General features: G+C 69.6%; 28 protein-coding genes. 10 read left to right on the top strand and 18 right to left on the bottom strand.

What is annotated here, in order from left to right:
- Positions 1-37 precede the first annotated feature (37 nt).
- Positions 38-502, top strand: coding sequence for an FxsA family protein (locus tag ACFY1H_RS02450; protein WP_386944055.1), 465 nt, complete (start codon positions 38-40; stop codon positions 500-502).
- On the opposite strand, the gene ACFY1H_RS02445 is transcribed toward ACFY1H_RS02450, so the two are convergent.
- The 3 genes from ACFY1H_RS02445 to ACFY1H_RS02435 are packed head-to-tail and all read right to left on the bottom strand — an operon-like array spanning position 499 to position 2,688.
- The gene (locus tag ACFY1H_RS02445; protein ID WP_386944053.1) at positions 499-1,395 is read right to left on the bottom strand and encodes a YDG/SRA domain-containing protein; all 897 of its coding nucleotides are present in this window, start codon (positions 1,393-1,395) and stop codon (positions 499-501) included. The two genes, ACFY1H_RS02450 and ACFY1H_RS02445, sit on opposite strands and share 4 nt — an antisense overlap.
- Before the next feature lie 56 nt (positions 1,396-1,451).
- Positions 1,452-2,054 carry an SCP2 sterol-binding domain-containing protein gene (locus ACFY1H_RS02440; protein ID WP_386944051.1) on the bottom strand — a complete coding sequence of 201 codons (603 nt, stop codon included), beginning with the start codon at positions 2,052-2,054 and terminating at the stop codon, positions 1,452-1,454.
- A 19-nt stretch (positions 2,055-2,073) separates the two neighbouring features.
- Entirely contained in the window at positions 2,074-2,688 is a 615-nt protein-coding gene (locus ACFY1H_RS02435) for an SCP2 sterol-binding domain-containing protein (protein ID WP_366580051.1), read from the bottom strand.
- A gap of 116 nt (positions 2,689-2,804) precedes the next feature.
- Between ACFY1H_RS02435 and ACFY1H_RS02430 the strand changes: the two genes are divergently transcribed.
- A complete protein-coding gene (locus ACFY1H_RS02430; protein ID WP_386944048.1) occupies positions 2,805-3,479 on the top strand; it encodes a TetR/AcrR family transcriptional regulator in 675 nt (224 codons plus the stop codon).
- Here ACFY1H_RS02430 and ACFY1H_RS02425 read toward each other — a convergent pair.
- Both ACFY1H_RS02425 and ACFY1H_RS02420 read right to left on the bottom strand, forming a co-directional pair.
- Positions 3,468-4,304 (bottom strand): MaoC family dehydratase, encoded by an 837-nt coding sequence (locus tag ACFY1H_RS02425; protein ID WP_386944046.1) that lies wholly within the window; start codon positions 4,302-4,304, stop codon positions 3,468-3,470. The genes ACFY1H_RS02430 and ACFY1H_RS02425 overlap by 12 nt on opposite strands.
- A 1-nt stretch (position 4,305) precedes the next feature.
- Positions 4,306-5,640: a 3-oxoacyl-ACP reductase gene (locus tag ACFY1H_RS02420; protein WP_386944044.1), complete on the bottom strand. Its 1,335-nt coding sequence runs from the start codon at positions 5,638-5,640 to the stop codon at positions 4,306-4,308.
- A gap of 94 nt (positions 5,641-5,734) precedes the next feature.
- Here ACFY1H_RS02420 and ACFY1H_RS02415 point away from each other — a divergent pair, with 94 nt between their 5' ends.
- The gene (locus tag ACFY1H_RS02415) at positions 5,735-7,024 is read left to right on the top strand and encodes an acetyl-CoA C-acetyltransferase (RefSeq protein ID WP_386944042.1); all 1,290 of its coding nucleotides are present in this window, start codon (positions 5,735-5,737) and stop codon (positions 7,022-7,024) included.
- A 34-nt stretch (positions 7,025-7,058) separates the two neighbouring features.
- Here the strand turns inward: ACFY1H_RS02415 and ACFY1H_RS02410 are convergent, their stop codons facing one another.
- Positions 7,059-7,562, bottom strand: coding sequence for a DoxX family protein (locus ACFY1H_RS02410; protein ID WP_366580041.1), 504 nt, complete (start codon positions 7,560-7,562; stop codon positions 7,059-7,061).
- A gap of 189 nt (positions 7,563-7,751) precedes the next feature.
- Here ACFY1H_RS02410 and ACFY1H_RS02405 point away from each other — a divergent pair, with 189 nt between their 5' ends.
- The 5 genes from ACFY1H_RS02405 (at position 7,752) to ACFY1H_RS02385 (ending at position 12,326) form a co-directional block, all read left to right on the top strand.
- Positions 7,752-8,501 carry a MerR family transcriptional regulator gene (locus tag ACFY1H_RS02405; RefSeq protein ID WP_386944040.1) on the top strand — a complete coding sequence of 250 codons (750 nt, stop codon included), beginning with the start codon at positions 7,752-7,754 and terminating at the stop codon, positions 8,499-8,501.
- Between the two features lie 766 nt (positions 8,502-9,267).
- On the top strand, positions 9,268-10,458 hold the full coding sequence (locus ACFY1H_RS02400; protein WP_386944038.1) for an AAA family ATPase: 1,191 nt from the start codon (positions 9,268-9,270) through the stop codon (positions 10,456-10,458).
- A gap of 255 nt (positions 10,459-10,713) precedes the next feature.
- On the top strand, positions 10,714-10,863 hold the full coding sequence (locus ACFY1H_RS02395; RefSeq protein WP_162836041.1) for a hypothetical protein: 150 nt from the start codon (positions 10,714-10,716) through the stop codon (positions 10,861-10,863).
- A 245-nt stretch (positions 10,864-11,108) separates the two neighbouring features.
- Entirely contained in the window at positions 11,109-12,038 is a 930-nt protein-coding gene (locus tag ACFY1H_RS02390; RefSeq protein ID WP_386944036.1) for a GNAT family N-acetyltransferase, read from the top strand.
- Positions 12,039-12,326 (top strand): hypothetical protein, encoded by a 288-nt coding sequence (locus ACFY1H_RS02385; RefSeq protein WP_366580032.1) that lies wholly within the window; start codon positions 12,039-12,041, stop codon positions 12,324-12,326.
- On the opposite strand, the gene ACFY1H_RS02380 is transcribed toward ACFY1H_RS02385, so the two are convergent.
- On the bottom strand, positions 12,314-12,883 hold the full coding sequence (locus ACFY1H_RS02380; RefSeq protein ID WP_366580030.1) for a peroxidase-related enzyme: 570 nt from the start codon (positions 12,881-12,883) through the stop codon (positions 12,314-12,316). The genes ACFY1H_RS02385 and ACFY1H_RS02380 overlap by 13 nt on opposite strands.
- A gap of 70 nt (positions 12,884-12,953) precedes the next feature.
- Between ACFY1H_RS02380 and ACFY1H_RS02375 the strand changes: the two genes are divergently transcribed.
- The gene (locus tag ACFY1H_RS02375; protein ID WP_386944034.1) at positions 12,954-13,613 is read left to right on the top strand and encodes a hypothetical protein; all 660 of its coding nucleotides are present in this window, start codon (positions 12,954-12,956) and stop codon (positions 13,611-13,613) included.
- Positions 13,614-13,616: 3 nt separating this feature from the next.
- On the opposite strand, the gene mctP is transcribed toward ACFY1H_RS02375, so the two are convergent.
- Positions 13,617-15,278 (bottom strand): monocarboxylate uptake permease MctP, encoded by a 1,662-nt coding sequence (mctP, locus tag ACFY1H_RS02370; RefSeq protein ID WP_386944032.1) that lies wholly within the window; start codon positions 15,276-15,278, stop codon positions 13,617-13,619.
- Positions 15,275-15,553: a DUF3311 domain-containing protein gene (locus tag ACFY1H_RS02365; protein WP_386944031.1), complete on the bottom strand. Its 279-nt coding sequence runs from the start codon at positions 15,551-15,553 to the stop codon at positions 15,275-15,277. Before ACFY1H_RS02365 ends, mctP begins: the two co-directional genes overlap by 4 nt.
- Positions 15,554-15,926: 373 nt before the next feature.
- Here ACFY1H_RS02365 and ACFY1H_RS02360 point away from each other — a divergent pair, with 373 nt between their 5' ends.
- Positions 15,927-16,202, top strand: coding sequence for a helix-turn-helix domain-containing protein (locus tag ACFY1H_RS02360; protein ID WP_386944029.1), 276 nt, complete (start codon positions 15,927-15,929; stop codon positions 16,200-16,202).
- Here ACFY1H_RS02360 and ACFY1H_RS02355 read toward each other — a convergent pair.
- The 9 genes from ACFY1H_RS02355 to ACFY1H_RS02315 all read right to left on the bottom strand — a co-directional run bounded on the left by ACFY1H_RS02355 (position 16,199) and on the right by ACFY1H_RS02315 (position 26,367).
- Complete coding sequence (locus tag ACFY1H_RS02355; protein ID WP_386944027.1) at positions 16,199-16,774, bottom strand: EndoU domain-containing protein; 576 nt, start codon at positions 16,772-16,774, stop codon at positions 16,199-16,201. The two genes, ACFY1H_RS02360 and ACFY1H_RS02355, sit on opposite strands and share 4 nt — an antisense overlap.
- Before the next feature lie 45 nt (positions 16,775-16,819).
- Positions 16,820-18,097 carry a DUF6297 family protein gene (locus ACFY1H_RS02350; protein ID WP_366580020.1) on the bottom strand — a complete coding sequence of 426 codons (1,278 nt, stop codon included), beginning with the start codon at positions 18,095-18,097 and terminating at the stop codon, positions 16,820-16,822.
- Positions 18,098-18,140: 43 nt separating this feature from the next.
- Positions 18,141-18,746, bottom strand: coding sequence for an ATP-binding cassette domain-containing protein (locus ACFY1H_RS02345; RefSeq protein ID WP_386944832.1), 606 nt, complete (start codon positions 18,744-18,746; stop codon positions 18,141-18,143).
- A gap of 137 nt (positions 18,747-18,883) precedes the next feature.
- Positions 18,884-20,704 carry a phosphoenolpyruvate carboxykinase (GTP) gene (locus tag ACFY1H_RS02340; protein WP_366580018.1) on the bottom strand — a complete coding sequence of 607 codons (1,821 nt, stop codon included), beginning with the start codon at positions 20,702-20,704 and terminating at the stop codon, positions 18,884-18,886.
- A gap of 354 nt (positions 20,705-21,058) precedes the next feature.
- On the bottom strand, positions 21,059-21,754 hold the full coding sequence (locus tag ACFY1H_RS02335) for a hypothetical protein (RefSeq protein WP_386944025.1): 696 nt from the start codon (positions 21,752-21,754) through the stop codon (positions 21,059-21,061).
- 98 nt (positions 21,755-21,852) lie between these two features.
- Positions 21,853-23,679, bottom strand: a complete 1,827-nt coding sequence (locus ACFY1H_RS02330) for a dynamin family protein (RefSeq protein WP_386944023.1) — start codon at positions 23,677-23,679, stop codon at positions 21,853-21,855.
- Entirely contained in the window at positions 23,676-24,089 is a 414-nt protein-coding gene (locus ACFY1H_RS02325) for a nucleotide exchange factor GrpE (protein ID WP_386944021.1), read from the bottom strand. The genes ACFY1H_RS02330 and ACFY1H_RS02325 overlap by 4 nt, the downstream gene beginning before the upstream one ends.
- Before the next feature lie 119 nt (positions 24,090-24,208).
- A complete protein-coding gene (locus tag ACFY1H_RS02320) occupies positions 24,209-24,835 on the bottom strand; it encodes a hypothetical protein (RefSeq protein ID WP_366580012.1) in 627 nt (208 codons plus the stop codon).
- Between the two features lie 32 nt (positions 24,836-24,867).
- Complete coding sequence (locus ACFY1H_RS02315) at positions 24,868-26,367, bottom strand: dynamin family protein (RefSeq protein ID WP_386944831.1); 1,500 nt, start codon at positions 26,365-26,367, stop codon at positions 24,868-24,870.
- Positions 26,368-26,559 lie beyond the last annotated feature (192 nt).

Genomic DNA, 26,559 nt, shown 5'->3' with positions numbered 1-26,559 from the left:
TCGGGAGAAAAACGGACAGCCCGTTCGTTGAGACAGTATGGCTGTCGCGTTCCTGCTCTACGTCATCGCCGAGGTCGCCGCGATCTGGGCCGTGGGCTCCCTGGTGGGCGTCCTCGGCACGATCGCGCTGCTCATCGCGGGCGCCTTCGTGGGCTCCTGGCTCGCCCGCCGCGAGGGCGGCAAGGCGATGCGCGCCTTCGTCACCAAGGCCCAATCGGGCCGCCCCGCCGACAAAGAACTGACCGACGGCATGCTCATCGCCGTGGGCGGCATCCTGATCATGGTGCCGGGGTTCGTGAGCGACCTGCTGGGTCTGTTCGTGCTGCTCCCGCCCTCGCGCGCGCTGGTGCGCCGCTGGTGGCTGCACCGCGCTGAGAAGCGCGCGATCCGGTACGCCAACACCCGCCGCGGCCCGGTGATGGTGGTGGACAGCGAGGTCGTCGCCGAAGATCCTCGGCCGACCACCCACCCGGTGATCGAGGGGCGCATCGTCGAAGGTTAGGACTCCTTGCGTGATTCGCGGCGGTGATTGAGGTACTCATCGCCGACGAGGTGCTTGTCGTCCACGTGGAGCTTCCCCGCAGGGCTACCGTTCAGTACAGCCGGCTCCCCGTTGAGCAGCAAAGATCGGTCCTCCTCCACCGTGAGTGCGCCGCCGTCGAAGAGCACGTGGCAGTTCGGGCAGAGGCACAGCAGGTTTTCGACAACGTCTTCGCCTTGGTGTAGCCCACCCAACGGTCGGATATGCGCACCTTCGGAATAGCCGCGGTCACCCATGGTGAGACGAGTCCCGCACATCTGGCATGTGTGGTCGTAGAGTTCCTTTACCCAGTCAGCGACGTTCGTGGCGCGAATGATGCGCTGAACGTTGGTGGAGCGCCGCCCCGGAGCAGGATTGCCGATCGGTTGGCCAGCGTGGTGCTCCTCGGGCGAGAGCTTTCCCTCAATCGGCGCGTACGTAGCGTCAACAGCCTTGTCGATCTTCACCATCTCGAATCGACAGACTTTGAACTCCCCGTCGTCGGGATAGACCAGCATCGACTCCTCAACGCGGTAGAGCCCGTCGTATCGATATCTGGTGCCTACCTTGCGGATGACCCGGACCGCCATCCCCTGGATCCGACTGGTCTCCAGAGCCGCGTTACCCGGTGAACCGAAGCTCTGGTGTTTGGTCTGCTGACCTGTTGAAGCGTCCCGGCCGCCATGCCCGGTATAGAGAAGCCGCGCGCCCTCATCGACATCGGGATAACCACCAGACACGACAACAGACTGCGCCCCCGTGACAGCAGTTCCGACGATGCCGGCCTGCAACGCTCGATGTACATAAGCGTCATAGGCTTCCCTGCGGCTGGCGAACAGCGTCCCCTCGGGTACCCCAGCGATCTCACCGAACATGCTGATCACTCTAGGACGCCCCACCGACAAAATCTGCAACTTGCCAATCGTCGTGGCTAGTTGCCAGTGCTGGGCTTCGGGATGTCGAAGTAGCTCGAGAACCGCACCGCCGGGGCGTACTCGCCCTTGACCTTGACGCGGCCCGTCACGAACATGGCCGCGGGGGCGGACGTGCCTGTCGCCATGCGGATGAAGTCGTCGACCGAGAGGGTGAGGGTGGTGTCCGGGGTGCGGGACAGGTCGGTGCTGGAGACGCACGCGCCGGATTCGATGACGGTTTGGAAGCGGTCGTAGCCGTCGGCGCCGGTGCCGCCGGAAAAGCGCCAGGAAACGACGAAGTCGACGTGGCGGGCGCGGTCGGCGCGGAAATGCTCGGACATTCTGCGGAAAATCTCGTCGAGGAAGACCGCGCGTAACTCGGGGTGGTCGGCCAGGGCTTTGAGTTGGTCGCGAGAGGCGCGGTGGACGACGTCGACCAGGGCCTGCGTCGTCAGGCTGCTCAGTTCGATGCCGGCGCCCGCGTTTCCGAGCATGTGCAAGGTTTCCAGGACCTGCACGAACTGCGCGGGCGTGAGCTTGCCGACGTCCAGCTTGCGGGCGAAGCCGTTGACCGCGTGCCCCTCGGAGGCGGCGGAACGGGAACGCGAGAATCGGGACACGAAAACGGAGTCTAACGGCTCAGGCGGGCTTCGGGAGGTCGAAATAGCCGATCAAACCGGCCGCGAATGCGAGGTCGCCTTTCACCTTGATTTTGCCCGTCACGAACAGCACCGCCGGGGTGGCTTGGTGCGTGATGAGACGGAAGAAGTCGACCGGGGACAACGTGATCGTCACGCGCGGGCGGGCGCCCTCGACGGTCCGCGAGACCGTGCACGAGCCGCCGGAGATGGTGGTGGCGTAGCGGTCGTAGCCGCCGGCGCCGGTGCCGCCGGAGAGGCGCCAGTGGATGACCGCTTCGAGAGGCCGGTCGACGCGGAGGTGGGCGCCCATGCGGGCGAAGATCTCGTCGAGGACGCGTTCGCGAAGCTCCAGCGAGGCGACGACGGCCTCCAGCTGCGGCCGGGACGCGCGCGAGACGAGCGTGGCGAAGCGAGTCGGGTCGACCTTGGCCAGGGAGAACGCCGGGGCGTCTTCCGAGAGGCGCATCAGCGATTCCAGCAGGCGGCGGAAGTCGTCGCGGCCGAGTTCGCGGGGGTCGATGGCGTCGGCGACGGTGTTGACGTCGAGACCGTCGGGCGCAACGTGGTCGAGGGCGTCGAGCAGGGCCGCGCCGCGCAGGCCGGACAGGTCCATCGCAAAGCCCCTTCCGTGATCTTCCAGCAAAGGCTACCCATGAGTAGGTAAGCGGGCAAGCACGTGCGACCACGGCGGCAGGTACCGTCTCCTGCTGGCGAGAGGGAGGTCGGAGAGTGCCCGACGAAGATCAGCGCCCGCCCGAGCGGGCCCGGCGGCTGCCGCGCGCGGTGCGTGAGCGGCAGATCCTGGACGCCGCCGTGCGCGTGTTCTCCCGCCACGGTTACCACGCGGCTTCGATGGACGAGATCTCCGACGTCGCCGGCGTCTCCAAGCCGATGATCTACACCTACCTCGGCTCGAAGGAAGACCTCTTCGGCAAGAGCATCCAGCGCGAGGCGACGCGCCTGCTCGAGGCCATCCAGGCGGGCGTCCAGCCGGATCTGCCGCCGGACATGCAGCTTTGGCACGGGCTGCGCTCGTTCTACCGCTTCGTCGCCGAGTATCGCGAGTCGTGGACGGTGCTGCACCGCCAGGCGCTGACGGTCGGCGGCACGTTCGCCGCGGAGATCACGGCGATGCGCGGGCGCGCGATCGAGCTGGTCGCCGCGCTGGTGGTGTCGGCGGGAACGCGGAAGGGGCTCGGGGAGCAGGCCGAGTTCTCGGGCGCCGGGCTGGCCGCCGCGCTGGTCGGTGCGGCGGAATCGCTGGCCGACTGGGCGCTGGACCACCCGGAGATCTCCGACGGTGTGCTGGCGTCGTGGCTGATGAACCTGGTGTGGCTGGGGTTCAACGACCTCGTCGAAGGTCAGGTCTGGAAGCCGCTGCCCGAAATGAACTCAGAGGGCTGAGATCACGCCGTCCAAGTGCGGCTTCGGTTTCCGGGCATTCCACAGCTCAAACGCCCACCCGTCGTCCGTCGGCCAGGCGGTGAAGGCTGCGCGGGCCGGTAGGAGCACGGGCTGCTTGAAGCGGACAGACGCCGTGTACGCGTCGGGTAGGCGGCCCTCGAAGGAGGCCAGGGCGTGGGCCTTCGTCCACATGCCGTGGGCGATGGCGCGGGGGAAGCCGAACAGGCGCGCGGTCAGCGGGTGCAGGTGGATGGGGTTGCGGTCGCCCGAGACGTCGGCGTAGCGGCGGCCGATGTCGCCCGGGACGGTCCACAGGGCGGTCGGCGTCGGGGCGACCAAAGAAGCGTGCGGCTTCGAGGAGCCCGAGGAACCGCCGCGGCGCAGGTAAGTCGACACCTCCGACCACACCAGCTCCGTGCCGGCCCACAGTTCGCTCACCATGTCGAACTGCCGGCCCTTCTCGTGTGGCCGCAGGTTCTCCGCGCGGACGCGCGCGGAAAACGTCTCGGTCAAGGACAGCGGGCGCCGGACCGTGATCGAGTTCGCGACGTGCACCAGGCCGAGCAGCGGGAACGGGAATCCCGGCTCCGTCATCAGCGCCATCTGCAGCCCGAACACCAGCATGTGCGGGTAGGTCGCGGGCAGCACATCCGAATACCGGAACCCGCACACCTGCGCGTACGCAGCGACGTGCTCCGAGGACACCGTGACCGACGGCCGCACCAGCTCGATGTCCGGCAGGGTCGAGCCGCCGCCACGGCGCAGCAGGGCCTTCGGGTACAGCGTCGCCAGGCTGGGCGCGCTGGTCAGCTCGCGAACGGACATGTCACGCCCCCAGCAGGGCCTGGCCGCACACGCGGACCACGTTGCCGTTGACCGCGGCCGACGCCGGGTTGGCGTACCAGGCGATGGTCTCGGCGACGTCGACCGGCAGGCCGCCCTGGCCGAGGCTCGACAGGCGCCGCCCGGCTTCGCGGATGAACAGCGGGACGGCGGCGGTCATCTTCGTCTCGATGAAGCCCGGCGCGACGGCGTTGATCGTGCCGCCGTACTCCGCGAGCTGCGGCGCGCCGACGTTGACCATGCCGATCACGCCGGCCTTCGACGTCGCGTAGTTCGTCTGGCCGACATTGCCGGCGATGCCCGCGATCGACGAAACGCCGATGATGCGGCCGTTTTCGCGCAGGACCTTGTCGGCGAGCAGCTTGTCGTTCACCGCGAGCTGCGCGGCGAGGTTCACGGTGAGCACGGCGTCCCAGCCGCCCTCGGTCATGTTGCCGAGCGTCTTGTCGCGCGTGATGCCGGCGTTGTGCACGACGACGTCGACGCCGCCGTGGCGCGTGGTCAGGTACTCGGCGAGCTTGGCCGGCGCGTCGGCCGCCGTGATGTCCAGTTGCAGCGCGGATCCGGCGACGCGATTGGCCACTGTGGACAGATCGGCGCCCTGCGCCGGGATGTCCAGGGCGACGACGTGGGCACCGTCGCGGGCGAGGGTCTCCGCGATGGCCTCGCCGATGCCGCGCGACGCGCCGGTGACCAGCGCGACCTTGCCCGCCAACGGCTTTTCCCAGCTGGCGGGCGCCGTGGCGGAGGTGCCGTGCGTGCCGACGCGGATCACCTGCGCGTCGACGAACGCCGACTTCGCCGACAGCAGGAACCGCACCGTCGACTCGGCCGCGGCTTCGGCGCCTTCGGCTACGTACACGAGTTGCGCCGTGGCGCCGCGCTTCAGCTCCTTGCCCACGGAGCGCACGAAGCCCTCCAACGCTCGTTGCGCGATCCGCTCGCGGCCCTCGACCAGCTCCGGCGGCGTGCCGAACACGACGACCCGGCCCGACGGCCCGACCTTGCGGATCACCGGGTGGAAGAAGCGGTAGACCTCGCGCAGGTCGGCGGGGTCCGTGATGCCGGTGGCGTCGAAGACGAGGGCCGCGTGGCGGTCGGTGGCGGTCGAAAGAACCTCGATGCCGGCATCGTCGAGCTGACTCTTCAGGGTCTTTTCGAGCCGTCCGCCCGGCGCGGCGCCGAGGAGTGCGGGACCCTCGAGTGCGGGCTGGCCGGCGCGGTACCGGCGCAGCGTGGCGGGGTTGGGCAGGCCGAGCTTCGGCACCACGAACTTCCCCACCGGGGATTTCGTGAACTGCTGGTACCTGTCAGCCATCGAGCGCCTCCCGTGCCGTCTGCGTCACGTCGCAGTCTAACCTACTCACTAGTAGGTTACAGTGTGAAAGGGACGACTCAGAGAGGTGGACGCCATGGCGACCAGGAAAACCGCCGCGGTCCGCAAGGTCGCGATCATCGGTGGCAACCGCATCCCCTTCGCGCGGTCGAACGGCCCGTACGCGAAGGCGTCGAACCAGGACATGTTCACCGCCGCGCTCGACGGCCTGGTCAGCCGCTTCGCGCTGCAGGACGAGGTGATCGGCGAGGTCGCCGCGGGCGCGGTGCTCAAGCACTCCAAAGACTTCAACCTCGCCCGCGAGAGCGTGCTCGGCAGCCGGCTCTCGGCCGCGACGCCCGCGTCCGACGTCCAGATGGCGTGCGGCACGGGGTTGCAGGCCGTGATCAACGTGGCGCACAAGATCTCGTTGGGGGAGATCGACTCCGCCATCGCGGGTGGCGTGGACACCACGAGTGACGCTCCGCTGGCTGTAAACGCCGACCTGCGCAAGATCCTCGTGCAGCTCAACTCCGCGAAGACGCTGGGCGACCGCCTCAAGCTCCTCACGAAGCTGCGGCCGGGCCAGATCGTGCCCGAGATCCCGCGCAACGCCGAGCCGCGCACCGGCCTGTCGATGGGCGAGCACGCGGCGCTCACGGCGAAGGTCTGGGACGTCACGCGAGAGGCGCAGGACGAGCTCGCCGCCGCTAGCCACCAGCACCTCGCCGCGGCGTACGACCGCGGGTTCTTCGACGACCTCGTGACGCCGTTCCTCAAGCTGGCCAAGGACCAGAATCTGCGGCCGGATTCGACGGTCGAGAAGCTGGCCAAGCTCAAGCCCGTGTACGGCGGCCCGGACGGCACCATGACGGCCGGCAACTCGACGCCGCTGACCGACGGCGCGTCGACCGTGCTGCTCGCGACGGACGAGTGGGCGAAGGCGCACAACCTGCCCGTGCAGGCGTACCTGACGTTCTCGCAGACGGCGGCCGTCGACTACGTCCACGGCGCCGAGGGGCTGCTGATGGCGCCCGCGTACGCGGTGCCGCGGATGCTGGACCGCGCGGGACTTTCCTTGCAGGACTTCGACTTCTACGAGATCCACGAAGCGTTCGCGTCGCAGGTGCTGGCCACGTTGAAGGCGTGGGAGGACCCGGCGTTCGCCAAGGAGAAGCTCGGTCTCGACGCGCCGCTGGGCTCGATCGACCGCGCGAAGCTGAACGTCAACGGCTCGTCGCTCGCCGCCGGACACCCGTTCGCCGCGACGGGCGGGCGGATCGTGGCGACGCTGGCGAAGCTGTTGCACGAGAAGGGATCCGGGCGTGGCCTGATCTCGATCTGCGCGGCCGGCGGCCAGGGTGTGACGGCGATTCTGGAGAAGTGACGATGCGGGCCCCCGGCGTGGGGCCCGCCTGTCGTCAGCTGAGCTGCTTTTCGGCCTTCTTGCTGAGCTTTTCTGCCTGCTTGCCGGCCTGCTTCGCGGCGCGACGGGCGCGCCAGCCGAGCGACGGCTTGCCCGCCGTGTCGCTCGCGGCCAGCAGCAGGCCGCCGGCGATGCCCGCGTTCTTGAGGAACTGCACCTGCTGCGCCTGCCGCTCGGCGGGGTCCTTGATCTCCCAGAACCGGTGCGCGGCGGCCGTCGTGGGCACGAGCGTGCCCAGCAACGCGAGCGACGCCAGCCGCGGCGCCTTGCCCGCCGCGAGCGCGAGGCCGGCCCCGATCTTCACGGCGGCGTCGATGCGCACGAGCGTTGCGGGATCCCGCGGCACCTGTTCGGGGACGAGGCCCTCGACTTTGTCGAACGTCTCGGTGAGGAACGGCTCGATCGCCTTCGCGTGCCCTTGGGTGTCGCGGAGCATGCCGATACCGCCATAGATGAACGTCGACGCGAGCAGTGGACGGGCCACCCGGCGCAGTATCACGGTCGTCGCCTTTCCTGCGAGGTCTTCGGTGCTGGTCGAACCTACAACCGGGATTCCCCGCCGGCGGGTCGCCGAACCGCGCTAGCGTTGCCTAGGTATCTATCGTGTTTTTACTAGATTTACTTAGAGGGCTTTAGCGGCTCCGTCTTGCTTGACCTTGACGCTGCGTCAACTTCTACCGTTGACGACATGGAGTGGTCGATCCAGGACATCGCCCGAGCGGCGGGCACGACCAGCCGCACGCTGCGGCACTACGACACCGTCGGGCTGCTCGCACCCAGCCGCATCGGCGGCAACGGCTACCGCTACTACGGCTCGGCCGCCCTGGTGCGGCTGCAGCGGATCCTGTTGCTGCGTGAGCTCGGCCTGGGGCTGCCCGCAATCGCTTCCGTGCTCGACGGCGAGCGCGACAGCGTTGTCGCCTTGTCGACGCACCTCGCGTTGCTGGAACAGGAGCGGGCGCGGATCGGGCGGCAGATCGACTCCGTACGGACCACGTTGAGGAAACTGGAGGGAGGTGAACCACTCATGGCGGAGGAAGTTTTCGACGGCTTCGACCACACAGTGCACGAGGCTGAGGTGACGTCCCGTTGGGGCGCTTCGGCTTACCGCACCGGTGACCGGTGGTGGCGGTCGTTGTCGGCTTCGGAGCGTGCGGCGCACCAGCGGGAGCAGGGCGAGATCGCGGCCGCTTTCGGGGCGGCGCGGGCTGCGGGGTGGTCGGTTGAGTCTGCCGAGGCGCAGGCGATCGCGGGCCGGCTCCACGCCTGGCTGCGGCCGGCGGTGAAGACGGTGTCGCGCGGGTACTTCGCGGGGCTGGGGCAGTTGTACGTCGACGATCCGCGGTACGGGTCCTACGACGCCGACTTCGGCCCCGGAACGGCGGCGTACATCCGGGACGCGATGCGGATCTATGCGGAACGGAACCTGACGGAGTAGGGCGACGTCGGAGTGAGCGCTGGGGGTGGGGATGGTCGGGGCTGCAGACCCGCCCATCCCTCTGGCTTGGGTTGGTCGGTGTTGGCGAGTGGTCCAGTGGCGCCTGCTGGACTGGCACGACCGGTCTCTTCGTGACCGGTCCAGTGGCGCCCTTGGGCCCGGCACGACCGGTCCCCTCGCGCCGCGCGCAGACGCGAACGGACCCCTCGTGCGGCGTCGGTGCGAACGGTCCAGTCGCACCCCTCGCACCGGCACGAAAGGTGACTTCGCGCGACGCGATGGCAATGAACGGTCCACTCGCACACGCAACACGACGCGAAAAGTCCCCTCGCGCGCCAAGGGAACGGCGAACGGTCCAGCCGTCCCGGCCGACCGGGCACGAACAGTCCCCGCGCGCCGCGCACTGACGCAAACGGTCCTCTCGTGCACGCGGCCGAGGGCGAAGAGTCCGTTCGCTGCGGAACCGGTGCAGGCGGACCCGTCCCGTGGCGGCGTGGGCGCGAAGGGTCCACTCGGGCATTTCGCCCGATGCGACGGGTCTGTCGGGAGGGGCGCCGGTGCGAACGGTCCGTTCGCGTGCGGGCGTGGTGTGAGGGGTCCGTTCGCGCTCCGAGGCCGGCGCGAAGGGGACGGTCGCGAGGCCGGGGCGGGGGCGAGGGGACCGGTCGTGCAGAGCAAACGGCCGCAGCGCGGCGAGGGGCGACACGCGCTAGCGGGATATGGCGCAATATCGGGCCCACGCTAGATAGGCCGATACGGTGGCAGAGTGGACCCCATCCGCAATCCGTTCGCGCCCGGGGCTGGGCAGCGGCCGCCTGAGTTGGCGGGGCGGGAGCGTGAGCTGGGGGCGTTCGAGGTGGTCCTGGAGCGCGTCGCGAGGGGGCGGCCGGAGCGGAGTCTGGTGTTGACCGGGCTGCGGGGCGTGGGGAAGACCGTGCTGCTCGGGGAGTTGCGGTCGATGGCCATCCGGCACGGGTGGGGCGCCGGGAAGATCGAGGCGCGGCCGGATGCGGAGCTCAGGAGGCCGTTGTCGGCTGCGCTGCACCGGGCGATTCGGGATCTCGCGGTCCGGCACCGGGCGCCGGATCGGGTTGAAGAGGTCCTGGGGGTGCTGAAGGCGTTCGCGTTGAAGGCGAACAAGGCCGACGCGAAGCTGAGGGATCGGTGGCAGCCCGGGATCGAGGCGCCGGCCGCGCAGGGGCGGGCCGATTCCGGGGACATCGAGATCGATCTCGTGGAGCTGTTCACCGACGTCGCCGAGCTGGCCGCCGACGTGGGCACCGGGGTGGCGCTCCTGATCGACGAGATCCAGGATCTGCAGCCCGACGACGTTTCGGCTCTGTGCGCCGCGTGCCATGAGCTGTCGCAGTCCGGGGCGCCGCTGGTGGTGGTCGGGGCTGGACTGCCGCATGTGCCGGCCGTGTTGAGTGCGTCGAAGTCTTACTCGGAACGGTTGTTCCGCTACGCGCGGATCGATCGGCTGAGCCGCGAGGACGCCGACTTCGCCGTGATGGCGCCGATCGAGCGCGAGGAAGCCGGCATCGAGCCCGAGGCGCTCGACGCGCTGTTCGACGCGTCCGGCGGCTACCCCTACTTCATCCAGGCCTACGGCAAAGCGGCGTGGGACGCCGCGCCCGCGGATCCGATCACGGTGAAGGACGTGCAGGTCGCGGCGCCCGAGGCGGAGTCCGAGCTGGCCGTGGGGTTCTTCGGCTCGCGCTACGAGCGCGCGACGCCCGCCGAGCGCGAGTACCTGCTCGCGATGGCCGAGCTGACCCAAGGCCGCGACGAGGCCGCCGGCACCGCCGACGTGGCCGTCTACCTGGGGCGCAAGCCCTCCTCGCTGTCGCCGGCGCGCGACAGCCTCATGAAGAAGGGCCTGGTCTACTCCGCCGAACGCGGGCAGATCGCCTTCACGGTGCCCCACTTCGGGCACTACCTGCTCGGCCGCGACTGAGCGCCGTCTTCCCTCACTACCGCTGTATGACGCTGCCTAGCAATATCTAGCAATAACGCTAGACAAGCCGATACGTCGCTACGCCGTTACCGCAAAGTGACCCGGGACACGCGATCTGTCCGGCGTAAACCAGGACACTGCCGATGATTCATCGGCAAGTAAGCCACGTCACCGCTGATTCGTTGGCATCCTTGTGAAAAAAGGCGCATACTAGAGACACAGCCACCGAGAACCTCCAAAGGGGATGCAGAAACAATGAGCAACATCGCCGCCAAGCTCCGTGCTCGTCGCGCCGAGGCTCGTACTCGCCGGGCACTGAACCGGGCGATCGACACCGCGGCCACCTCGACGGTGCGCCAGGAGCTCATCGCCCTCGCCCAGGCGCGTCAGCCGTTCATGCGCTGACCCAGCCGTAACTGGTTAGTGTGTCACTCACATGAGTGACCTAGACCACAAAGTGCTGTGGGTGTAACGCCGCGACTCGCGGCATCGATACCCACTACGACCCCGTGATGCTGGCGGACCCCCGACCTGGCAGCATCACGGGGTTTCCATATGTCTGGACCCTTTGTCCGATTCCCCGAAACCCTTGCGCGAACCGGCTTGCGGCGCGATGCTTGACTCCGTCAACGATTTGGTTGAGGTGGTCAATGAACGACGTGAGCCTGGCCGAGCGCGTTGCCACCGTGCGCGCGTTCAACCGCCTGTACACCGGGGTGATCGGCGTCCTCGACGAAGGGCCGGCCGACGCCGAATATTCGCTGAGTGAAGCGCGGGTGCTGTTCGAGGTCGCCCAACAAACCGAGCTCCACGTGAGTGACCTGCGAAAACGCCTCGATCTCGACGGCGGCTACGCGAGCAGGCTGCTCGGCCGCCTCGAGAGCCGCGGGCTGGTCCTCCGCGAGCGCAGCGGCGAAGACGCCCGCCGCCAGATCGTCCGCCTGACCGACGCCGGCCGAGAGGCGTTCGCCGACCTCGACGGCCGCTCGGTGCGCCAGATCGGCGGCCTCCTCGAACGCTTCCCCGACGAAGACCAGCGCCGCCTGCTCGGCGCGATGGGGACCATCACGCAGCTCGTCGGTGAGAAAGCCACCGACCCCACGCTCGTGTTGCGCACCCCGCGACCGGGCGACCTCGGCTGGGTGGTCCACCGCCACGGCACCCTCTACGCCCGCGAGTACGGCCTCGACGAACGCTTCGAAGCCCTCGTCGCCCGCGTGGTCGCCGATTTCGCCGACCACCGCGACGACCCGCGCCAGGCCGCGTGGATCGCGGAGCTCGCCGGCGAACGCGTCGGCAGCATCTTCTGCATGCCGAGCGCGGACGAACGCACGGCCAAACTCCGCCTCCTGCTGCTCGAACCCGCCGCCCGCGGCCACGGCGTGGGCAAACGGCTCGTGCACGAATGCGTCGAGTTCGCCCGCGGCCGTGGCTACGCGGCCATGGAGCTCTGGACGCTCTCGGCCCTCGACGCCGCCCGCGGCATCTACCGCAGCGCCGGGTTCGAACTCCAGACCGCGGAACCCACCCGCGACTTCGGCCCGCCGGTCACCGGCGAGACCTGGCGGATGGAGCTTTAGATGTTCGTCGTCTACTGCGCCGTCTGCGATCGCCGCACCCTGCTCGGCGTCGACGAGGTCGAGTGGGTCGAGAACCTCACGCGCGGCATGATCTCCGTGTCCGGCCACTGCCCGCGCGGCCACGACGTGGTGATCCTGACCGGCGACGCGTTCACCCCGCACGAAGACCCGCGCTACTTCGGGCCGGCGCCGCGCATCTGGACCAAACCGATGAACAAGCTGCGCTCCTGGCTGCGCGGCCACTTCGAGGTGAGCCGCGACCTGCCCGGCCCGTTCTACCGCTTCTGACGCCCCATCAGGAAGAACTCCGGGTTCGGCTTCAGCGCGGTGAGGTGCGCCAGCCGGTTCGACATCGCGAACAGTGCCGTGATCGCGCCGACGTCCCAGATCTCGTCCTCGGTCAGCCCCGCGTCGCGCGCCGCCTCGAGGTCGGCTTCGCCGAACAGGGCGGAATCCTGCGCCAGCGCCAGCGCGAGGTCGACGATCGCCCGGCCGCGCTCGTCCAGCTCCACCTGCCACGGGTTCGCCGCGACGCGGTCGGACAGCTCCGGGTCCTTCGCGCGGATCCGCAGGATCGCCCCGTGCGCGACGATGCAGTACGTGCAGTGGTTCGCCCCCGACGTCGCGACGACCACCAGCTCGCGCTCGGCCTTCGTCAAGCCGTCTTCGCGCTCCATCAACGCATCGTGGTAGTCCATGAACGCCCGCAGCTCCGCCGGCCGGTGGCCCAGCGCGCGGAAGATGTTCGGCGTGAAGCCGGATTTCTCCGCGATCGCGGCCACCCGCGCGCGCAGGTCTTCGGGCAGGTCTTCGAGTTCGGTCACGGGGAACCGGCTGTCGCTCATAGCCCCACGCTAACGCCAAACACGCCACCCTTGGCACCACGCGTTCACCCGGGTGGAGTTTGCTTACCCCGTGAACTGGACCGCATACGTGGACGGTTACTGCGAACGCCTCGCGCCCGGGCTGTGGGGCGAGCCGCTGAACGACGTCACCAACCTGGCGTTCCTCGTGTCCGCGATCGCCGTGTGGTGGCGCGCCGACGGGCGGCGGATCGGGCGGACGCTCGCGGTGCTCGTCGGGCTGGTGTTCCTGGCCAGCACGGTGTTCCACCTGCTCGCGACGCGCTGGGGCGGGGCGGCCGACTCCGGCTTCATCCTCGTGTTCGTGCTCTACTACGCCGCGAAGTTCCCCCACGTTTTCCTCGGCGTGAGGCCGAAATGGTCCTGGCTCGCGGCGCCCGCGTTCGTGGTGCTCACGGCCGCGCTGGCGGCGCTCGGCGGTGGGCTGTACCTGCCGGCGCTGATCGGGCTGGCGGTGTTCGCCGGCGTGCTCGCGTACGCGCGCGACCCGTACTGGACGCACTTCGCCGTGGTGGGTGCGGTGTTCGCGCTGTCGCTGGCGTTCCGCACCATCGACGGCGTCGTGTGCGGGGATTTCCCCGTCGGCACGCACTTCCTGTGGCACCTGCTCAACGCCGTGGTGCTCTACGTGGTGTCGAACGCGATGATCGGCAAAGAGAAAGCCCCCTCACCGGAACCGAATCCGGCGAAGGGGCCGTCCACAGTGGACTAGAACTCAGTGCACGCCGATGGGCCGCAGGTCCTTGTCGTGCTCGTCCGCGTGGTAGTCCTCCGGCTGGGTCTCGTCGACGCCGGGGTTCCACTTCGCCGCGTGCGCGATGGCCGAGACGATCACGGCGACCACGATGTTCGCGATCAGCGCCACGAAGCCCGGGTAGATCTGCACCGTTGCCAGGCCGGTGCCCGAGAACGGGTGCCAGCCGAAGATCGACAGGTTGCCCATCGCGAGCGCCGAGCCGCCGAAGTGCAGCTTTCCGTTGGCGGGGTTGGGGATCCCGTACAGCATGATCAGGCCCCAGCCCATGCCCACGACCCAGCCGGCGATGAGACCGGCCTTGTGCAGCCACCGCGTGTACAGCGCGAGCGCCACGGCGGGCAGCGTCTGCAGGATCAGCACACCGCCGATGAGCTGCAGGTCGATGGAGAACTGCGGGTCGATCAGGATGATCACCAGCACCGCGCCGAGCTTCACGATCAGCGACGCGAGCTTGGCCTGCTTGGCTTCCTGCTTCGGCGTCGCGTTCTTGCGGATGTACTCCTTGTAGATGTTGCGCGTCCACAGGTTCGCCGCGGCGATCGACATGATCGCGGCCGGCACCAGCGCGCCGATGCCGATCGCGGCGAACGCGATACCGGCGAACCAGTGCGCGAACTGCGAGTCGAACAGCAGCGGGACGATGGTGTTGCCGTCGGGCTTGCCGGTGGCGTTGTTGGTCAGCGGCTTCACACCGGCGCTGATGGCGACGTACCCGAGCAGCGCGAGCAGGCCGAGCACCAGCGAGTACGCGGGCAGGGCGACCATGTTGCGCTTGATCACGTTACGCCCGCGCGAGGCGAGCACGCTCGTGAGCGAGTGCGGGTAGAGGAACAGCGCGAGCGCCGAACCGAGGGCCAGCGTGGCGTACTGCAGCTGGTTCGTCGACGTCAGCAGGATCGAGCCGGCCGGTTTGCCGGTGGCCGGGCTCGGCGTGGCCAGCTTCGTCGCCGCCTGGTTGAAGATGTGGTCCCAGCCGCCGAGCTTCGAAGGCAGGTACACGATCGCCACGATGATCACGATGTAGATCAGGATGTCCTTGACGAACGCGATCAGCGCCGGCGCGCGCAGGCCCGACTGGTACGTGTACAGCGCCAGGATCAGGAACGCGACCAGCAGCGGCAGGTGCCCGACGATGCCGGAGCCGTTGATGCCCATCGTGCGCAGCACGGCCTCGAGGCCCACCAGCTGCAGCGCGATGTAGGGCATGGTCGCGACGATGCCGGTGATGGCGATAAGGAACGCGAGCGTCGGCGAACCGAAGCGGCCGCGCACGAAGTCGGCCGGCGTCACGTAGCCGCGCGAACGGCTGACGGACCACATGCGCAGCGCCGGCAGCAGCACGATCGGGTAGACGACGATCGTGTAGGGCAGCGCGTACATGCCGAGCGCGCCGGCGCTGAACACCAGCGCGGGCACGGCGACGAACGTGTACGCCGTGTAGAGGTCACCGCCGAGCAGGAACCACGTGATCCACGCGCCGAACTTGCGGCCGCCGAGGCCCCACTCGTCGAGGTGGTCGAGGTTCGCGCCGGCCTTCCAGCGCGACGCGACGAACCCGAGCACGGTGACGAGCGCGAAGAGGATGATGAAGATGGTCAGCTGGACCCACTGGATGGTCATCGGCTCTCACCCTCGTCGAGGTCGTCCACGCTCAGCTTGTCCGGCTCGTCGGTGGTCGGCTCCTTGCGGGTCGCCCAGTAGACGATGCCGGTGCACAGCACGCCTGCGGCGACGAACACGAGCTGGAACCAGTAGAAGAACGGCATGCCGAAGAGCCGGGGGCCGTCGAAGTTGAACAACGGCGTGACCAGGATCAACAGCGGGACGATCAGCAACAGGTTCCACGGGCTGAACTGGAACCCGCCCACCCGCCCGTCCGGTTTTGTTGTGGACATCGGGACCTCACCTAACACTCACGCAACACGCGACGGGCCTGACCCTAGAACTTCGGCCACACGGGCGTCACGTGAACGGCACAACGATTTGATCAGCCCAGGTCAACGACTTGGGAACGATCTTCGGGGCCGTTTCCAGGGCACTTGTGCCGACCCGGTCAATCCGGCCTTCGGGGGACGAAGTGTCCGGATCCGAGCTGTGGACAACCTCGTGGACAGCTGCCTGGGGACGGCTTCGGCGTTGATCTAGGGGCTGTGGGCGCCCGGCTCGGCGTCGCCCAGGTGTTGTGGTTGCGTGGCTCGCGGCGGTTTCCACACCTTGTGCACAGAGTTGTCCACAGGCAGTGGACAACTTTCGACTAGACTGCGAGGCATGGTTCGGGTGCCGTTGACGGACGAAGAGCGCTCCCGCGGTGAGCGCCTCGGGGTGGCGCTGCGCGCTGCCCGCGCGGGCCGCAGCATGGTCGACGTCGCGGCCGAGGCCGGGATCTCGGTGGAGACGCTGCGGAAGATCGAGACCGGGCGCATCCCGACGCCGGCGTTCTTCACGGTCTCGGCGATCGCCGAGGCGGTGGGGGTGCCGCTGGACGTGCTGCGGACGGCGTGCGAGGAGCCGGACCCCGCGTTCAAGATGTCGCAGGCCAGCTAGGCGCGCAGCTTCGCGAGGATGTGCTCCCGGTCGTTGATGAACGCGCACGCGCGCACCGGGAGGTCGAAGGAGTTCAGGAGCTTCTCGAGGTCCGAGGTCTCGTCCGGGTTGAGCGGCACGTCGGCGATGGTGATGTGGGCGGCGAGGGTGTCGGTGAGCTCTTCCCATTCGCCGGCCCACTGCAGCGTGCGGTAGTGCGCCAGGTCCTCGGGCGGGAGGCGGTCGGACAGCAGGTCGAGCAGGCTGTCGGTGAAGTAGCTGATGCGGTTCTCGGCGCGGTCGGCCACCGTCGGGTTCGCGGGGTCGCGCGCGGTGTCCGGGTTGCGGATCACGCCGTCGCCGGCGATGGGGTATCCCGTGTGGACGAAGCCCTCCGGGTCGACGAGCACCACGACCTGCGCGCCGTAGCGTTCGCCGACGCAGCGCCAGCGGCCGTTGTACTGCCGGGTGCGGGGTTCGCTCGGATCGTTGGCGACGTCCTTGATCACCGCGATGATCTGCTCGTCGCTCCAGCCGGATGGGAACTCGCTGGTTGCCCGGCGGCCGGTGCCCGGAGCGTGTCCACCGCCCACGTCAGCTCCTCTCGTCCGGTGGGAGCCTAACCCGCCGGACGCGGGTCAGCCGAGCAGTGAGAGCGCCGCGATTCCGACCACCAGGAGGTCCGGTCCACGGAAGAGCTGGCGGGCGAGGTTGGCGGGCAGCGGACCGGCTGGGGTGTCGACGAATCCGGCGCTGCTGTAGTCCACCGGCTTGCGCGTGACCGTGCGCAACACCGACAGCACAGCGAGTGCCACGGTGACCCACGACCGCGCGTCGACCGACGTGCCGAGCGCCGCGAGCGCGGCCGCGAGCAGCGCCGACCACACGACGGCGACGACGGTGAGCACGACGCCGTGGGCGACGACGAGCTCGGAATCCGTGGAGCCGAGCCAACGCCGGCGGCCGGGGTTGCGCCACAGCACGCCGAGCCCGGCGCCGAACGGGGTCAGCGCGACGTAACCCCCGAGGCCCACGAGCACGGAACCCGGCAACGTCGGCACGGCCACGTGCCCCACCGCGACGGCGAGCGCGACCAGCAGCAGCATCCCCGCGTAGCGCGAACGACCGGCGATGCCCGCGACGGCCAGCCTCAGCGGCGTCGGCCGGCCCAGCGACCACCGGCCCGACGCCGTGGCCTCGGGCAGCATCATCATCGGGTCGAGGAACGTGACGGCGACCGAGCGCAGCACGCGCGCGTTCCAGCCGTCCAGCAGGATCGCCCGGCCCGCACGCGTGACCGGTTCACCGCCGAACGACAACGCGACGGCGCACAACAGGATGCCGCCGCCCGCGTACTGCACCGCGACGGGCCCGAGGTGCGCGGCCGCGACCACGACACCCAGCACGGCCAGCAGCACCGGCCCGGCGGTGTCGATCCGCAACGCCGTGCGCCGCGCGGTCGCGAACACCAGGACCGCGCTGCTCACGACCAGGGCGAGCGCCGCGCGCCACAGGTCCAGGGAGCTGCCGCCCACCGCCAGCATCAGCCCGGCGAGGTACGCGACGACGATGACGAAGCCGGTCAGGCCGCCCGCCAGCCGCGCCGCCACGACTCGGCGCCGGTCGACCTGGGCGAAGTCCATCCACGTGAGTTCGGCGGGTTCGGTCCAGACGAAGCCCCGCCGGAGCAGGCTTCGCCAGCCGACGGCGCAGCAGAGCGTGACCAGGCCGAGCACGGCGGGGTAGTCCACAGGGGACGGTCCGAAAAGGACTCGATGCCAGGCCTCGGTGCGGAAGAACGCGGTGAAGAGGAAGCCGACGCCGAAGATGAGGACGAAGGTGGCGCTGTCGCCGCTGAAGATCCCGCCGAAGCGCTTCCGGCCGGGGACGCGCAGGCGGGTGGCGAGGGCTACCACGGGAGGGCCCCGCTCTCGGCCGCGCACGCGGGGCAGGTCGAGGTCACCACAGTTCGAGGACGCTGTCGGCCGCGTCGAGGAGGGGTTGGTGGTGGGTGGCGACCACGACGGCGGCGCCGGAGGACGTGGAGCGTTTGATGAGGTCCACGAGCCAGTCCTTGCCCGCGGTGTCGAGGGCGCGTTCGGGTTCGTCCAGGAGCAGGACCTTGTGCGGGCGGGCCGTGACGCCGAGCAGCAGCAGGCGGCGGCGCTGGCCGGCGGAGAAGTGGCCGGCGGTGACGCGGGCGCGGTCGGCGAGGCCGGCGTCGGCCAGCAGCGCGTCGAAGTCGCCCAGATCGACTCCGAAGGAGCCGGCCAGGAGTTCCAGGTGCTGCATCGGCGTGAGCTCCGCGAAGAAGTCGGAGTCGTCGAAGAGCACGGAGACCTTGCGGCGGAAGGCGACGCTGCGTTCGTCGGGCTTTTCGCCGTCGATGCGGACGCGGCCGCGCTGGGGTTCCTGCATGCCGTACAGGCAGCGGAGCAGGGTGGACTTGCCGACGCCGTTGGGGCCGACCAGCACGGCGCACTCGCCGGGGTCGACGGAGAAGTCCAGCTCGTCGAGCAGCCACAGGTCGCCGGCCTTCACGCCGAGGCCGCGGGCGTCGATGATCATCGGCGGGACCACCCGTGCGCGAACGCTTGCATGCGGCTCACGCTACCGGGCGCCGCCGACGATCTTGGGGCCACGGGCAGCACGAAGGGGACGTTCGCGCCACAACGGTGCGAACGTCCCCTTCGGACAGAACGTCAGCTCAGGCGCTGGGCCAGCGCGTCGAGCTCGTCACGCAGCGAAGTGGGCACCTCGCCGATCTTCGCGAACCACTCCTCGATCAGCGGCAGCTCCTCGCGCCACTCCTCGGGGTGCACGGCGAGCGCGGCCTCGATGTCGGCGGCCGGCTCGGTGAGGCCCTCGGTGTCGAGGTCCTCGGCGCGCGGCACGAAACCGATCGGCGTCTCGACGGCGTTGCCCTTACCCTCGACGCGCTCGATGACCCACTTGAGCACGCGCGAGTTCTCGCCGAAGCCCGGCCACAGGAAGCGGCCGTCGTCGCCGCGGCGGAACCAGTTCACGTAGAAGATCTTCGGGAGCTTGTTGGCGTCGGCGTTCTTGCCCAGCGTCAGCCAGTGCTTGAAGTAGTCACCGGCGTGGTAGCCGAGGAACGGCAGCATCGCCATCGGGTCGCGGCGCACGTTGCCCACCGCGCCGGCCGCGGCCGCCGTGGTCTCCGACGACATCGTGGCGCCCATGAACACGCCGTGCTGCCAGTCGCGGGCCTCGTTCACCAGCGGCACCGTGGTCTTGCGGCGACCGCCGAACAGGATCGCCGAGATCGGCACACCCTGCGGGTCGTCCCACTCCGGCGCGAGGATCGGGCACTGCGACATCGGCGTGCAGTAGCGCGAGTTCGGGTGCGCGGCCTTCTCCTCGGACGCCGGCGTCCAGTCCTGGTGCTTCCACGACGTGGCGTGCTCGGGCGTGTTCTCCATGCCCTCCCACCAGATGTCGCCGTCGTCGGTCAGGGCGACGTTCGTGAAGACCGTGTTGCCCTTTTCGATGGTGCGCATGGCGTTCGGGTTGGTGTGCCAGTCGGTACCCGGCGCGACGCCGAAGAAGCCGAACTCCGGGTTCACGGCGTAGAGGCGGCCGTCTTCACCGAAGCGCATCCACGCGATGTCATCGCCGAGGGTCTCGGCGCGCCAGCCCGGGATGGTCGGCTGCAGCATCGCGAGGTTGGTCTTGCCGCAGGCGCTCGGGAACGCCGCCGCGACGTAGTGGACCTTCTCCTCGGGCGAGATCAGCTTGAGGATCAGCATGTGCTCGGCGAGCCAGCCCTCGTCGCGCGCCATGACCGAGGCGATGCGCAGCGAGTAGCACTTCTTGCCCAGCAAGGAGTTGCCGCCGTAACCCGAGCCGTAGCTCCAGATCGCGCGCTCCTCCGGGAAGTGCGAGATGTACTTGGTGTCGTTGCAGGGCCAGGCGACGTCCTTCTGGCCCGGCTCGAGCGGCGCACCCACCGAGTGCAGCGCCGGCACGAACTCGCGCTCGGTGCCGTCGGGGTTGATGAACTTGTCCAGTGCAGCCTTGCCCGCGCGGGTCATCACGCGCATCGACGCCACGACGTAGGCGAAGTCAGTGATTTCCAGACCCAGCTTGGGGTTCTCGTCGGAAAGCGGTCCCATGCAGAACGGGATGACGTACATCGTGCGGCCCCGCATGCACCCGCGGTACAGCTCGGTCATCGTGGCCTTCATCTCGGCGGGCGCGACCCAGTGGTTCGTCGGGCCGGCGTCCTCCTCACGCTGCGAGCAGATGAAGGTCCGGTCCTCGACACGAGCGACGTCACCCGGGTCGGAAGTGGCCCAGTAGGAGTTCGGCTTGGCCTTCAGCTTCACGAAGGTCCCCGCCTCGACCAGCTCGTCGTTGATCTTCGCGGCCTCTTCGTCGGACCCGTCGACCCACACCACGCGGTCCGGGGTGGTCAGCTCGGCGACCTCCCGGACCCAGGACAGCACGCCACTGTGCGTCGTCGGCGCATTGTCCAGTCCGGGGATGGCGACTGCGGTCATCTCTACTCCTGACTTCCGAACTTCCGACGACAAATAAGCCCACACGCCGGACCGCGATGTCCGGGTGCGGGCCTCGTTGCCGGCGACCGAATGGCTTCGCACACCGGGGGTGAGCCGGTGTGCGGGTTTTTGGGATTCCTCGACTGTAGCCGGATGACCGGCAGGTAACCGAGAGCTGACCTGTCGGTTCTCTCACAAGAACGATAAGGGAATCGATTCAGTTGTCACCGGATTGGTCCAGTGCCGGAAATCCTTTCGATGCGGGGTACCCAATTCGGACGAGGGTCAGCGGGCCCGGAAACGACAACGGGCCCGGCGAGTGCCGGGCCCGTTGTGACGTGAGTTACAAATGGGTCAGTTGGGGCTGATCCATTGTCCGGTTCCCGAATCGATCTTCGCGACTCCCGAAAGCAGCTGCGTGCCGTCGCCGCCCCAGATGGAGTCGCTCGCCGGGTCGGCCGCGCGGACGCCGGCGCTTTCGGCCTCGGTCCACTGGCCGGCGCCGGTGTGCTCGTAGGTGGCGGTGCTGCCGTCGGCGCCGATCTCCACCGCGACGTCGGCCTCGCCGTCTCCGTCGGTGTCGGTGAACGCCATCGTGCCGCCGTCCTTGGTCTCGACGATGGCGGTGTCGTTGTGGCCGTCGTGGTCGGTGTCGATCGTGGCGACGCCGGCGTCGACCTCGCCGTCGGGCAGGTCGGCGTGGATGTGGCCGGTCGTGGAGTCGTCCTGCGAGTGCGTGTCGGTGCCGCCCGGGTGCTCAGCGCCGCCGGACTCGACCCACGCGCCGCTCGCCTCGTCGTAAACCGCCTGGTCCACGGCGTGGCCGGAGCTGTCCAGCACGGCGTACTGGTCGGCGACGCCGTCGCCGTCCGAGTCGATGAACGCCTGCGCCGTGCCGTCGTCGTGCTCCACGATGGCGGTGTCGTTCACGCCGTCGGAGTCGACGTCGTAGTTGACCTCCGCCTGGTAGTCCTGGCCCTCGACGTGGACCGTCATGGACTCGGGTCCGTTGGCGTCGGTGTCGGTGCCGCCACTCTCGTCGACCCACATGGGAAAAGCCCCCTTTTAGGACCGGGTCTCGCCGGCTGCGTCTGCTGTCGATCGGTAGGACTCACGTTAGGCCGGTTCGGTTCCCGTCCACAAGCTGATCAACCCCGGTCACGCAGCGTTCGGATGCGCCCGAGCAGCGATTCCGCCCTCGCGTGGCCGTCGGTGGCCTCCTTCAGGCGCTTGGCGGTGATCGCGATGTTCTTCGCCCGCTCCTGCGCGCCCATCTTGATCGTACGGTCCACGTCCTTGAGCTCGGCCTCGATCGCCTCGATGCGGCGGCTCAGCGCCTCGTCGAGCGCCATCGACAGCTGCTGCTCGGCTTCGATGAGCTGCTCGGCCACGAGCTGGTCGAGCGTGGAGCGCGCGTCGGCGATGGCCTCGACCAGCCACTGCTTCATGTGCTGCTTGTCGGCGGCGTGCTTGCGCGTGCGGGCCATCCACCAGCCGGCGCCGAGGCCGATGATGATCGTGGCCGGCAGCACCACCGGGTTCAGGATCGCGACGCCGGCCAGCGGCAACGCGGCGATCTTGCCCGCGCCGACGCCACCCGAGATGCCCATGAACACCAGCAGCTTGTCCTCGGCCGTCGGCGGCTTCTTGTCCGGCGGCCGCAGCACCACGGGCGGCCCGCCGGCCCGGGCGAACTGTGCGCGGATCACGTCAAGCTCCTCGGGGGAGAACAGCTCGGACAACGCCACGTTGGTCACGTGGTTCAGCCGTTGCGAAAGCAGCATCGAGACGCGCTGCGACGTCGTCTGCAACGCGAGGTCCACCTGTTGCGGCAACGCGGCCAGCTCGTCGCGTTTCGCCGAGTCGATGCGCTGGCGGAAGTGGGTCTGGGCGTCGCGCATTTCGCGGCTGCTCTCGTGGCCCACCTCCACGCGGGTGCGCTGGATCTCGCCACGCAGCTTGAGCTGCCAGCCGCGGGTGGACGAACGGCGTTCGGCCTGCAGGTGGTCCCGGCGTTCGCGCAGCTGCTCCGCCTCGGCCTCACCCGCCGAGAGCGCCCGGCTCTCGGCCTGCAGCTTCGCCTTGATGCCGGCCAACGCGCTGGAGAGCGCGCGCAGGGTGTTGGCCTCGGCCAGCATCATCGAGCGGCCGACGAGCATCTCCTGCAGCGCCACCTGCACGGCTGCAATGCCCGACTTCTCCCGCAGCATGGCCGCGACCTGCTCGTTCGGCGCTTTCGCGGCCGTTTCGAACACGCGTGCCGAGACGGGGTGGAACACCGCGTCGGCGAAGCGCGGAGCGTGCTGGGCGAGCAGCCGGCGGTCGGCTTCGAGGATCTCGCGCCAGCCGCGGAACGCGTCGGTCTTGGCCAGCACGAACAGCACGGTCTCGACCCGGTCGGCCACATCGCGGAGGAACTGCAGCTCGGTGGAGGTGAACGGCGCCGACGCGTCGAGCACGAACACCAGCGCCGTCGCGCTCGCCGCCGCCTCGCGGGCCAGCTCGCCGTGCAGCGAGTCGAGGCCGCCGACGCCCGGGGTGTCGACGAGCGTCAGGCGCTCCAGCAGCGGCACCGGCCCGGAGACCTCGACGTAGCGCGGCGGGATCTGGCCCGGCGGCAGCTCGTGGGCGGCCGAGACCCAATTGACCAGCTCGCCCAGCTGGATCGGCACGGGCGCGAGCTGCCCGGGGTAACAGGCCTGCGCGTCCCACTCCTGCGCGTGCTCGAAGACGAGGTACGTGGCCGTGGCGACGTCGGCGTCCACAGGGGACAGTCCCGGGGTCGCGAGCAGCGCGTTGACCAGGGTGCTCTTGCCCCGGTTGGTCTCGCCGACGACCACGACCGACGGTTTCGCCGCGCGCGCCCGGCGCACGTCGTCCACCCACTTGGCGGCCTGCGGGTCGGCGTCGCGGACCACGGTGAGCAGCTGCTCGCGCGCGGCCTGGACCTGGGCGGGAAGGCTGGGAGAGGTCACTGGGCTCGCTTCGCGTAGACGGTGACGACGGGCGCGCGCAGCAGCCGCTCGCCCTCGGCGAACCCGATCACCTCGGTCTCGGCGACCACGCCGTCGAGCGCCGGGTCGTCGGTGGGGATCGCGCCGCCGGCCTCGTGGCAGGAGGGGTCGAAGCGCTCGCCGTCGGGGCGCAGCGCGGTGACGCCGATGTCGGCGAGGCCGTGTTCGAGCCGCTGGACGACGCCGCCGCTGCGGGCGCGGTCGAGCGCGTAGAGGCAGAGCTGGATGAGCGCCTGACGATCGGCCAGCGCGCGTTCGAGATCACCGGGGGCAGCTACGACGTCCACATCCGTGTTCGACGTGGCCGGGTCGGCGGTGGTTCCGGGCTCCCCGTCGACGGGTTCCGTGCCGCGGTTGCGGAACCAGGCCACACCCTCACCCCCGCCTCGCCCCGCGGACCGCCCGTTCGGCCCACCGGGATTGCACCAGTCTGGAGCAGATCTTCGCCAGTCGGGCGCGAATCCGGGAGCGCAAACGCTTGCGAACGGCGTCAGGCGAGGTCGCGGATCACCGAGCGCATCGCCTGTTCCAGCGAAGGCACGTCTTCGGCGAAGCGCGAAGACACGAGGATCTGGTCCTCGGCCGTCCGGAGCCAGACGCGGCCCGCCACGGAGATCTCAATGACCGACAGCCGAAAGGGCCGCGCCCGCCGGCCCAGGTCGACCTCGGTCTCGCGGACGAGCTGCCCCAGCCGGTCGCCCGCCACGATCTGGCGCCGGTAGAAGCCGGCGGCGCCCAACGCGGCGTGCAGCGCGGGCCGCCGGGCCTCCGTGAAGTGGCGCGCGGCCGCGGGCGTGAAGTGCTGGATGGCCAGGTCGATGGCCGAGCCGTCGCCGGGAGCAGGCCGGCCGAAGCGGCCGCGTGGCGTCCGCGAACCCGACTCACCGCGGAGCCGGACGAACTCCAGGAGATCGGTCCACCAGTCCGCCCATTGCGCCTGCACGGCGGCGCGGTCGATGGCCGGCGGCACCCGCACCGGCACCGCGGGCTCCACCGGTGGCAGGAGCTGGCCCTCGGCGACCGACAGCGCGAGCACGTCCCGGAGGTACAGAGCGATGTCGATCTCCTGCTCGCTCCCCCAGGACGCCCGCCACGAGGTGGTGTTCTCCAGCCGCACGAAATCCACCCTACGCGTGAACGGCGACAAACCTAGGGCATGCGGATCTGTTGCCAGATCAGGAAATAGGCGCGGTGGACGACGTGCGCCACGCGGCTCTGCGCGGGCGTTGCGCCGAACGAGGCAAAGGAGCGCCACCAGCCCGCGCGTTCGAGAGCGTGCGCCGCCAGTTCCGGCCGGGCGGCGCCGGGAAGGCCGAGCTGCGCGCCGAGATCGGCGTTGCTGCCGACGCGCAGCACCTCTTCGGCGAGGTCCTCCGGCATGTCGACGGCTCCGGAGGCCACGAGCGTCAACGCTTCCAGCAGCCGCAGCTGGTGCGCCTCCGGCTTCGCGAGCAGGACTTCGATCGCGTCGTGCACACGCTGGCGTTCGCCGGGATCGCCCGACGCGTGGGCCAGCGCGGTCACCGACGCGAGCGCCGCGGCCGCCTTGATCCCGTCGGCGCGCGCGGCGAAGACGACGGCCAGGCGCTGCCGCACGGCGTCGAGTCCCGACGCGTCGAGCAGCACCCTCCGCAGCGCGCCGGCGGTGATGGCGGGCTCGGCGCGGATCGCGTCGACGGCGCGGCGGACGCCGTAGAGGTCGAGCTTCTCCAGCAGCCGCAGGCGGACGCCGGCGGGGACGTCGCACTCCCAGCTGGTGAAGATGTCGGCCGAGATCAACATGGTCTCGAGGACGTCGTCTTCGAGGGCGGCGAGCTGGTGCAGCGCGTCGGCATCGGCCGAGGTGAAGCCGCCCGATTCGGCGGACTCGGCGATCAGGCCGATCACCGGCAGCACGTCGGCCACGCGCGGCTTGAGCGTGCTCGCCTGCTTCTCCGCCAGCAACTTCGCCGCCAGCCAGATGTCGCCACCCGACCCCTCGACGGTCTCGGCGACGATGGTGTCCGCCTTGTTCAGCACGGCGATCGCGTTCACCGGGCCCGCCTCGCGGCTCGCGGTGGCGGCGGTGAACGCGGCGAGCGCCTGCTGGTCGTCGGCGCGCACGCCCTGCGTCACCACGTAGAGCACGGCTTCGGCGCCGGCGACGGCGTTGCGGGAGGTGTCGTCGAGGTGGTCCGAACCGGTGTCCTCCTGCGCGGCACCCAGCAGCTGCTCCGTGCGCGAGACGGACGCGGCGTCGAGCGAGCCCAGGCCCGGGGTGTCGATCACGGTCATGCCCTGCAGCACCGCGTTGGTCAGGTAGGCCTCGAGGTGCGAGACCTTCTTGATGTCCACGCCCAGCTCGGCCGGGATCGACCCGTCGGCGGCGAACGGCAGCACCTGTTTGGTGCCGTCGGTGAACACGACCTCGACCCGGTCGACCGTGCCGTACTGGAAGCGCGTGACCAGACGCGTGCACTCACCGACGTCGGTGGGCGCGACCCGGCGGCCGATCAACGCGTTGACCAGCGTGGACTTGCCCGACTTGATCCGCCCGGCCACAGCCACCTGCAGCGGCGCGGCGAGCCGGCGCTGCACCTCGGCGAACCCGGCGGCCGTACGCGGCGAGACCTGCGAGGCGAGCCGGTGGCACAGGTTCGCGACCGACATCGACAGCGGGCCCGCGAGGCGCCCCGGCTCCGTCACGGCCCCAGTCCCCTCTCGCCCGGCTGCTCTCGCCGGGAAATCGTGCCATGCCACGTCGCCGCGAGTGCTACCGACAGTGCTACCCGAGGATGACGCGGCGTGCCCGAGTGCCGACCTAATCTTGTCGGGTGCGACGGCTGAGCCTCTGGATGCGTG

Source organism: Amycolatopsis sp. NPDC001319, from assembly GCF_042896185.1.
Lineage (GTDB): Bacteria > Actinomycetota > Actinomycetes > Mycobacteriales > Pseudonocardiaceae > Amycolatopsis.
The sequence above is the reverse complement of the archived record's forward strand: the minus strand, read 5'-3'. Positions and strand labels throughout refer to the sequence as shown.